Origin of the sequence: Pigmentiphaga sp. NML080357, assembly GCF_002188465.1 — a bacterium.
GTDB lineage: Bacteria > Pseudomonadota > Gammaproteobacteria > Burkholderiales > Burkholderiaceae_B > Pigmentiphaga.
In genome coordinates this window covers 75361-84171 of record NZ_NINW01000033.1, presented here as the reverse complement: position 1 = coordinate 84171, position 8811 = coordinate 75361, and the positions used below count along the sequence as shown (strand labels likewise).

Sequence of the window (8811 nt, the reverse complement as noted above, 5' to 3'; positions counted from 1 at the left end):
CCAGCTTCCACCCGTTTGATGGCTTCGATGATCTGGCTGTCCGTGAATCGTGACTTCTTCATGCTGTAGAACTCCTCAACGAGAAAATTCTACTTCTGGATGCAACGCTTTTGCGGGGGGATTACCGCTGGTCATGGCCGGCGGCCAGTGTTTCCCGGGCAAGCAGCTGCAGGCGGCCGAGCCGTACCTGCGCAGCGTGCCGGACGCCCACATCGGCGCGGCGACGCTGGATACCGTGAACGCGGCGGCTCATGGCGGGAAGTCGGGCGAAATCAGCATTACCGAAGGCGCTCAACTGCTCCACCTCACCCCTCGCCAGTACGAAGTGCTCGTACTCCTCGCGCGTGGCCACCCGATCAAGACGATCAGCCGGATGCTCAATATTTCGGTGGCCACCACCAAAACCCATGCATGCACTCTCTATCAGCGTTTGCATGTGCGCAACAAGGGCGAAGCGGTTTATGCGGCCTTGAAGCGCGGCGCGACGCTCGAGTGGCATGGGCATGAGGGCGAACGCGAGAACAAGCGGGTCTCGTCATACGCGCATAAATAGCTTTAAGCCGAACTGTTTCAATCGCATGAACGAGAGGCGGCGCACGTGGCCGCTGATAGCATACCAGCGAGTTGAAAGATCGCACGCAAGCGGCCCGCCGTCAGCGGGCCGCTGCAGTAATGTCTATCAGGAGTAGTTCAAGATTTTCTCTCTTCACGCAGGCCCATATTACGGACCATGGGCTGGCCACGCGGGACGTCCGGGCGCGTTCAAAAGGCCGCGGGAATGGCGACTGTTCTGATTGAAGATTACGCGCTGTTGCGGCTCGCGTTGGAACATATATTGATGCGTGTACAGGGGGTAGGCGAGATCATCGTCCTGTCGGCTCGCCAGCTGAGCGAGCTGGCCGCTTCCTGGAACAAGGAAGTGGAGCTGCTGGTGCTGGACGTGCATCCGGACCCGGTGCAGGCCGTCGACACGCTCGAGCGCGCGCTGGCGTTGTTTTCTCCTCGCGTCGTATTGACGCTGTATGGCACGGAAGATCCGGCGGTCAGCGCCGCCTTTGCTCGCCGCGGAGTGCAGGGATACATATCCCGGTCCTCCAATCCGTCGGCGCTGGCCGCCGCGGTAAGCCTGGTGCTGGCCGGCGGCGAGTGCTATCCGCGCCGTGAGGCGCTACCCGATATGCCGGTGGCTGCGAAAACCGCCATGAGAGGGCTGACGAAAAGGCAGGAGGAAATCCTTCACCTCCTGGTGCAGGGCCACAGCATGCGCGAGATCGCCGAACGCATCGGCATATCCGCGGCAACCGTGAAGAGCCATGCGCGCACGCTCTATTGGAAGTTGAACGTGCGCAATCAGGCCGAGGCCGCGTTCGTGGCCCGCCGCAGGGGACTGATCAAGTCCGACAGCGATGGCGATGAATAATGAGAGAGGCCGCCGAGGGCACGTTCGGTCAGGCAGTGCGCCGGCGGTGCGCGCAGGCTTGCAGGTCCTGCTCGGCCCGCGAAAGAACGGCATCGATATGGAGATGGCGCCGGGCATAGTCCCGCGCCGCCACGCCGAGTTCTGTGCGCCGGCGAGGGTTGCTGGCCAGCTCGTTCAGTGCCCGCGCCAGGGCTTCGGTATCTTCCGGCGGCACCACGATTCCCCTGCCGGCAACCACCGAAGCCAGCTCGGTATCGGGCGATGCGGTACAGACGACAGGACGGCCGCTTGCCAGCATGCCGCCCAGCTTGGAGGGCATGACCAGGTCGGCCGCGTTGGCTCGCTGCGGCAGGAGATGCATGTCCGCGGTGCAGAGCAGTTCACCCAGGCGCTCGGCAGGCTGCAGTCCGATGAAGCGAACATGCGGCAATCCCGCGCATAGCGTGCGCAGGGTATCGCGTTGAGGCCCTTCGCCACAAAAGACGAACCAGAGGCTGGGGTGATCCGCAAGCGCTCTTGCCGCATGGGCGAGTACCTCGAGGCCTTGCTTGACCCCCATATTGCCGGCGTAAAGCGCGATGACGGCATCCTGCGGAATGCCGAGCTCGGAGCGGTAGCGTCGTGAGCCGTCGGCGCCGGCGACCGAGTCGACGTCCACCCAGTTGGGCAGGGACGCGAGCCGGTGGGAGTCCACTCCCTTGCGCCGCGCGAGATCGAGCATGCGCCCCGAGATGGTCGAGACCCGGTCGAAGCGCCGAAGCAGCCAGCGCTCCAGCGCCAGGACGAGACGCCGCAGCCGCCGGCCCTTGAGCAGGCCGAGTTCGAACGCCGCATCTACCTCATAGTCCTGGATGTGCAACCAGACCCGTGCGCCGCAAAGCCGCGCCGCAATCCATGCCGCGGGTGCGCAGAATAGCGCGGGCGCCACCACGAAAATGACGTCCGGCCGCTTGAAGGCGTGTGCGGCGAGCGCGGGCAGGCTGGCTGCGGCGAAACTGGCCAGATGCAGGATGCGTTTGAGGCCGCCGGGACGGGCCGGTATCCAGAGCGGCGAACGGGTGATGGAGACGCCTTGCCAGCTCTCCTTGCGATAGCGCCAGGCGGAATAGCCGTCCTCGATCCGCCAGGCCGGGTAATAAGGGGGGCCGGCGATGACAGAGACCGTGTGGCCCTGGAGGGCGAGCCAGGCGGCCAGCTCGCCCGTGTATTTCCCGATGCCGGTCAGCTCCGGTGCGAAGTTCAACCCGTAGATCAGCAGTTTCATCGATCCACCATTGAACGCATGCGTACGGGACGGCAGGGATTGCCGTGGCAGACCGTTGCGGCGGGGATGGACTTGAATACCGAGCTGCGGGCGCCGACGACGGCGCCCGTGCCGACGGTCACGCCCGGGCCGACGAACACGTCGGTGGCGATCCAGGCGCCGCTTTCGATGCGTACGGGACGCTCGCGTATCGGGAAGTCGCGCAAGGCGGGATCATGGTCGGCGGCGCATACGTAGCTGCGCTGCGAGACCACTACATGGTCGCCGATGTCGATCGACGACAGGCTGTACAGCACGACGTCATCGCCTATCCAGGAGTAATCGCCTATGCTGACTTTCCATGGATAAGTGATCGTGGCGCTGGGGCGAATGAGCACCTTCTTGCCGACCCGGGCGCCGAACCGGCGCAGCAGCCAGCGTCGAAATCCGTAGGCGATCTGAGGCGATCCGCGGAACAGCGTTGCCTGCGCCAGCCACCACATCTGGACGGCCAGCGGCGAGCGGCCGCGCAAGCCCGGCGAAACGGAAAACAGATCCAGGCGCTGGTACTCTTCCTTCACATCGGTCTCCGGCCGAGATCGGCCGCCAGCCCTTCTTTCGCGCTGGGGCGGGCACGTGCGGCGGCCGCTTTCAGTTCGGCGGTCTTGATGCCGATCTGCCAGTAGTAGACGCCGCGAGCGACGGCATAGTCGAAGCCGGCCTTGCCGTCCAGGAAGCCGCGTCTCAGGACGTAGCTGTGCAGGAACGCGGCGACGCCCTTGAAGGGCACGCTCTGGAACAGTTTCTTGGCGAGGGCCCGGCCGCCGACATTCGCTTCGCGCGGATCATTGAGCAGTCCCTTGAGGCGCAGATTGGCTTCCCAGTCCGAATAGCGGTTGTGCTTGTCGAAGTAGTGATAAAGCGAATCGTGGTCGGCATGGATCATGGGATTCGACAGCACGAAAGTGGGGCCGTCGACATGAGGCTGGTAGTGGCCTTCGACTTCCCACATGTGGGCGACGTCGAGGTCGTCATAGTCCAGGAAACGGGCGCGATGCCGGTCCAGCAGCACGAGCTTGTAGACACGGTGGCCGTGCCGCAGCGTCTTGCCGCAGAACACGTAATCGAAGGCGGTGAATGCGCCGGCGTAGCCGTCGTGGAAGCGGGGCAGGCAGCGGCGGATTTCATCGGCCAGGGCGGGGGTCATTTCCTCGTCGGCGTCCACATACAGCACGATGCGGTTCGTGAATGGCAGGTTCTCCAGGCACCATTGCTTCTTCTTGGGATATTTGCCGTTCCACTTGAACGGCACCACGTGGGCGCCATACGTCATTGCCAGCTCTTGCGTCTCGTCCGTGCTGTCCGAGTCGACGACGAATACCTCGGAGAAGTCTTGGAGGCTGGCCAGGCATTTGACGATATTGCGCGCTTCGTTCTTGGTCATGACGACCACGGATACCGGAATGCGTTCCAAGATCTTCTCCGTGTGGGATGAGTGCCGCGCCTAAAGCAGCGGGTTGAACAGCGCCGCGACATTTCGGCGATGCTGCTCGAGAGAAAAAGCGGCTGCGCGGCCGGGCGCCACCAGCGCCAGCCGGTCATGTTCCTGCCTGTGGTCGATCAGCCGGCGGATCGCCGCGGCCAGCGCCGTGGCGTCCCCGACGGGAAAAAGCACGCCATACCGGCCGTTCGCCAGGATTTCGGCCGGGCCGTGGGGACAGTCGGCCGCAATGACCGGCACTCCCAGGCTGAGGGCCTCCACCATGGCGTTGCCGAAGCTCTCCCGGCGCGAGGTCGAGATGAACGCATAGGCGCGCGCCAGCGCCGGAAAGGGATTGGAGACGTGTCCGGCCAGCGTCACCTTCGAGCGGGAGGACGAGGCGGCGATCCGCTGCTGCAAGGTCTTTCGCTCGGGGCCGTCGCCGAAAATGGTAAACGCGATGCGTGGATCGTCCAGGATTTCCGCCGCGTCGACCAACGTCTTGAAATCCTTGAGCGCATCCAGGCGGCCGATGGAAACGAACTGCAGGACGCCGGGCTGGAGCGGCGTGCTTGGCGCGCAACTGGCCAGACGGCGCACTTCGTCGACCGGAATGCCGTTGTAGACGTGGCGGAACTTGCCGGCCAGGGACGGGAACATGGTGGACAGGTCGCGGACCACGCCTTTGGACACACCCACGACCACGTCGTGGCGGGAATAGCTGAAGTGGGCCAACCAGCGCTTCAGCCGCTGCAGCGGGGAGCCGCTGTAGTGCGCCCACGGACTGTTGTGTTCGACCGCGACCGTCGCGTACTTTCGCATGGATAGCATCGATGCCACCGCGACGAGGGTGTTGCAGAGCAAGCCATGGGAGCACACCAGGGCGGGAGGCTCGTTGCGCAGGTGGATCAGCAGCCGCCAGAACGCCAGCGGCAGCGCCGACCGGAAACGCCAGGCGGCGGGCATGGCCGGCAGGGCATGCGTGACCGGCGCGTTCCTGATCTTGTATTCCCCGTTGAAGCGCCGAAGCAGGAAGAGACCCGTCTCCAGCCCCTCCTGGGGCAAGGCGTCGACGATGAACGTGACGCACCGGCCCACGCCGCCGGGAGCCAGGTCGGGCGCGACAAAGAGGACATCAGCCATGGTGGGCCGTCCGGCCGGCGCCCAGGCCGGTCCTGATGCGCTGGACGACCGGCTCGGTCGCCGCCGCGTTGGCAGCCAGCGACAGGCTGTAGCAAAGCATGAACCCGAGGAACGCGGTCTTGGGGGCGTAGGCCAGCCCTCCCGACATCGAATCGACGGTTATGTAGATAGGCAGGCAGCAAAGCATGTAGCGCCGGTGCAGTTCCAGGCCGGGATGGGCATATGGACGGATCAGCGAGACGAGCATGATCGCCAGTGGCGTCAGCATGATGAGCCCGGTGCCGACGATGCCGAACTTCATCAGGTAGAAAGCCCAGGAGTTGTGGGCGAACGTGCTGAGCTCGAAGCCTTCCTCGCCCATGACCCAGCTGCGCAAGCCGGCGCCGTGTCCAAAGATGGGAGCCTGGTGGAACAGATCCATCTGGCCTTCCATCTCCTGGATGCGGGCGCCATAGCTGGAGTCGTACTCCAATTCCTGGACCGTGAAGATGCGGTCGATGAGGACGTCCATGTACCCGATCAGGTAGAACACCGCCAGACCGGCGACGATGGCGGGTACGAACAGCAGGATGGTCTTGTGCAGGGCTCTGGCCTGGCTGCCGAGAAGCGCCGCGAGTGCGACCGTTACGGCCAGCTGCAGGTACTGGCTACGGTTGAGCGACATGGCCAGCGCTACGAACAGGAACAGCGTCAGCAGGTAGGCGCTGAGGGGGCCCAGCCGGAGCGTCCCGGGAAAGTAGATGATGGACAGGATGGCGAAAGGAAGCAGCCAGACGGCCAGGCGCACGTTGCGCAGCGGTTCGGTGACGCTGAAGCCGGTGAGCTGTTCAGCCAGCAGAAACCCGGCCACGGCCACGCCGGAGATAACGATGGTCCGCTGCAACGTGGCGTAGGCGGATGCCGAGTCGATGTCCTTGTAGCAGAGGAAGGGAATGCTCATGAAGTACAGCACGATGCGCAGGTCGCGCGCGACGTCCGGGCCGGCAATGCCGGGCTTCGGAAAACTGGTGGCCGCCAGGTAGGTCAGCGCCAGGCATTGCAGCGCCATCGGGATGATCACCGAGCTCGACGGGAGCGCGTAGGCGCCGGGCTGGCCGAGCCGCGAGAACTTGATCGCCACGATGACCAGGAACAGGAGATCGAACGGCGACAGCTTGAAATTGCCGGCGCCTATGGTGAGTTCATCGAAGTTCAGCGCCGTTGCCGAGAAGAAAAACAGGCATAGCCAGGGCAGCGTCGATTGGGTGAGTGAACGCGTCATGGTGGCGGCGCCTCAGTGTTCGCTCCAGTCGTCGCGACCGATGAGCTTGCTGGTGAATTTCTCGAACAGGTAGGGGAGGTCGCCCTGCTTGGCATGGGCTGCCATCTTGGCCAAGCGGCAGGACAGACCGTAGAGAGGCCCGATACCAGGCTCCGTTTGGCGTATCCGGTGGACGATTGCGCTGCGTTCTTCCAGCAGCACGTCCTGCAGCAAGGCGGTCTTGGTTTCCCCGTGCATGGTGTAGACGCCGTAGGCGTCGGGCACGATGCGGTTGGCGCCCGCGTACAGGAGGCGGCTCCACAGGTCCAGGTCCATGCAGTAGCGCTTGTCCTCGTCCAGCATGCCGTACTTCTCGAGCAGATCGCGCCGGAAAATGGCGGCCTGGTTGGGGATGGACGCCTTGACCACCGTGAGCATGCCTCGATCCACGGGGGTGTACTGGATTTCGCGGAATATGCGATTGCCGGCGTCCGCCAGGTACAGGTTGCCGCTCACGATGGTGGGACGGCCCAGTGCCGCGGCCTTGCCCAGGCGCAGCAGAGCGCCGGGAAAGAACAGGTCGTCGGAGTTCTGCCATCCCACGTAGTCGCCTGTGGCTCGTATGAACCCCTCGTTGATGGCGTGCGACTGGCCCCGGTCCGGCCGGCTGGTCCAATAGGCCAGGTATTTCTCGTACTTCCGGATGATGTCGACACTGCCGTCGGTCGAGCCGCCATCGATGATGATGTATTCGAGATCCGGGTATCCCTGGTTCAGCACCGAGAGTATGGTGCGTTCCAGGAACTTCCCCTGGTTGTAGGAAGGCGTCACGATCGTGATCCGGGGCAGCAGCGCTGTCGCCACCGGGCGCGGCGGCTTCAGGCAACTGACGAAATTGATCAGTTCCCGCGTCTTCTGTTCATGATGTTTGCGCATATATTCCCTGAGCATGTGACGGACTACCGGGTCGCTATCGAGGCGGTGGGGGGAAGCGGCTCGCGGGATTCGCGCAGCGCCAGGCCTATGGCCGCGAGCGTCACCGCGGCATACGCCATGCGGCCGATGGCCGCGGCGTTCTGGCCGGCCGGTCCGGCCAGAACGACCATCAGCACGAGCATGGCGACCCCTCCCAGCCCGTTGAGCAGCGCTACCGCGCGGCCATTGCCCAGGCCGAGCAGGGAAAAATGGGCGGCGGCGTTCATCGACAATACGCCCGATGCCAGTATCAGCAGGTCGAAGGTCAGCTGGTGTCCCGCCGCATTGGCCGCCCCCAGCATCAAGGCCAGCAGAGGCTGGCTGAGAGCCAGCAGCAACAGGGTCGCGCCCGCGGACAGCACCAGGTTCCAGCGCGTCAACCGCCGTATTTCTTCTCCCGCGGCGCCCGGGTAGGGCGGCGACACGCGCAGGCGATTGACGCGCGGCATGGCCTTCTGGAATACGGCTACCGAGGCCGTATGGGTGATCTGTCCGACCTGGACGCCGACGGCGTAGAGCGCCAGGGCGGTGGGCCCCATCAGGCTGCCGACGACGACGCGGTCGAGGGAACCGAAGGCAAGCGTGCTGACGCCGTGCAGCCATGACCAGCGGGAGAACTGGAAGGCGGCCGCCATGGCCGCGCGATCGGGAATCGGCTTGACCCAGTAGTGGTGTTCTCCGCGGGCAAAGACCAGCATCTTGACGCCGGCCGACAGCAGCAGTCCCGTGCCTTGCGCCGCCGCAGTCCACAGGGCGCTGTGCGTGAGCCAGGCCGCCAGGCAGGCCAGGGCCATGGCGCCGAGGCGGCCCCCGCACTCGGACAGCGCGATGGCCGGGAAGCGTTCGCGGCCCTTCAGCGCGCCGGCGTACAACTGGTCGGTTTGCTGGGCGAGGTAGACGGCCAGCGCCGCGGGCAGCAGGGTATACAGCGGGGCATTGCCGAAATGCGCATCGGGCCAGATGCCCGCCAGCATCGCGGTGACGACCAGGGTGACCAGCGCGACGGCGCCCAGCGCGCAGAAGATCAGCGCCGAGGCCACGCCGGCGCCACGATAGGCGCCCCCGGGCTCGTGCGCCTTCTCCGCAACCAGCTTGGTCGCCGTCACCGCCGCGCCGAGGTTGGCCAGGTTTCCGAATCCCGCCACCGCCAGGATCATGGCGTACTGGCCGAAACCCGTGGTATCGAGCTGGCGCAGCAGCACAGGCAGGGCGGCAAGCGCCACGAGCGGCCCGCTGCCGTACTCGATCAACCCCCAGAACGAGGCGTTGCCGACGACGTGGCGGCGTATCAGACGCATGAGTGCCATGGG

The 8811-nt window shown here is 64.9% G+C and carries 8 protein-coding genes and 1 pseudogene; 2 read left to right on the top strand and 7 right to left on the bottom strand.

Features of this window, described 5'->3' with window-relative positions; translation table 11 throughout:
* Positions 1–283: 283 nt before the first annotated feature.
* Together CDO44_RS28390 and CDO44_RS14805 are read left to right on the top strand one after the other, a co-directional pair.
* A pseudogene (locus CDO44_RS28390) lies at positions 284–553 on the top strand (response regulator transcription factor); the annotation flags it as partial.
* Positions 554–730: 177 nt separating this feature from the next.
* Positions 731–1420, top strand: a complete 690-nt coding sequence (locus CDO44_RS14805) for a LuxR C-terminal-related transcriptional regulator (protein ID WP_369824673.1) — start codon at positions 731–733, stop codon at positions 1418–1420.
* Positions 1421–1448: 28 nt separating this feature from the next.
* On the opposite strand, the gene CDO44_RS14800 is transcribed toward CDO44_RS14805, so the two are convergent.
* The 7 genes from CDO44_RS14800 to CDO44_RS14770 are packed head-to-tail and all read right to left on the bottom strand — an operon-like array spanning position 1449 to position 8808.
* Positions 1449–2684, bottom strand: a complete 1236-nt coding sequence (locus tag CDO44_RS14800) for a glycosyltransferase WbuB (RefSeq protein ID WP_087780973.1) — start codon at positions 2682–2684, stop codon at positions 1449–1451.
* Positions 2681–3244: a putative colanic acid biosynthesis acetyltransferase gene (locus CDO44_RS14795; RefSeq protein ID WP_087780972.1), complete on the bottom strand. Its 564-nt coding sequence runs from the start codon at positions 3242–3244 to the stop codon at positions 2681–2683. The genes CDO44_RS14800 and CDO44_RS14795 overlap by 4 nt, the downstream gene beginning before the upstream one ends.
* A complete protein-coding gene (locus CDO44_RS14790; protein WP_087780971.1) occupies positions 3241–4137 on the bottom strand; it encodes a glycosyltransferase family 2 protein in 897 nt (298 codons plus the stop codon). The genes CDO44_RS14795 and CDO44_RS14790 overlap by 4 nt, the downstream gene beginning before the upstream one ends.
* A gap of 30 nt (positions 4138–4167) precedes the next feature.
* Positions 4168–5286, bottom strand: a complete 1119-nt coding sequence (locus CDO44_RS14785) for a glycosyltransferase (protein ID WP_087780970.1) — start codon at positions 5284–5286, stop codon at positions 4168–4170.
* On the bottom strand, positions 5279–6547 hold the full coding sequence (locus CDO44_RS14780; RefSeq protein WP_087780969.1) for an O-antigen ligase: 1269 nt from the start codon (positions 6545–6547) through the stop codon (positions 5279–5281). Before CDO44_RS14780 ends, CDO44_RS14785 begins: the two co-directional genes overlap by 8 nt.
* Before the next feature lie 12 nt (positions 6548–6559).
* Positions 6560–7462, bottom strand: coding sequence for a glycosyltransferase family 2 protein (locus CDO44_RS14775; protein WP_087780968.1), 903 nt, complete (start codon positions 7460–7462; stop codon positions 6560–6562).
* Between the two features lie 23 nt (positions 7463–7485).
* Positions 7486–8808, bottom strand: coding sequence for a lipopolysaccharide biosynthesis protein (locus CDO44_RS14770; RefSeq protein WP_087780967.1), 1323 nt, complete (start codon positions 8806–8808; stop codon positions 7486–7488).
* Positions 8809–8811: the final 3 nt, after the last annotated feature.

Bases quoted from the DNA above. Each gene is read 5' to 3' on its own strand.
- CDO44_RS14785 (WP_087780970.1), bottom strand. From the start codon at position 5,286: ATGGCTGATGTCCTCTTTGTCGCGCCCGACCTGGCTCCCGGCGGCGTG.
- CDO44_RS14775 (WP_087780968.1), bottom strand. From the start codon at position 7,462: ATGCGCAAACATCATGAACAGAAGACGCGGGAACTGATCAATTTCGTC.
- CDO44_RS14780 (WP_087780969.1), bottom strand. From the start codon at position 6,547: ATGACGCGTTCACTCACCCAATCGACGCTGCCCTGGCTATGCCTGTTT.
- CDO44_RS14800 (WP_087780973.1), bottom strand. From the start codon at position 2,684: ATGAAACTGCTGATCTACGGGTTGAACTTCGCACCGGAGCTGACCGGC.
- CDO44_RS14805 (WP_369824673.1), top strand. From the start codon at position 731: ATGGGCTGGCCACGCGGGACGTCCGGGCGCGTTCAAAAGGCCGCGGGA.
- CDO44_RS14770 (WP_087780967.1), bottom strand. From the start codon at position 8,808: ATGGCACTCATGCGTCTGATACGCCGCCACGTCGTCGGCAACGCCTCG.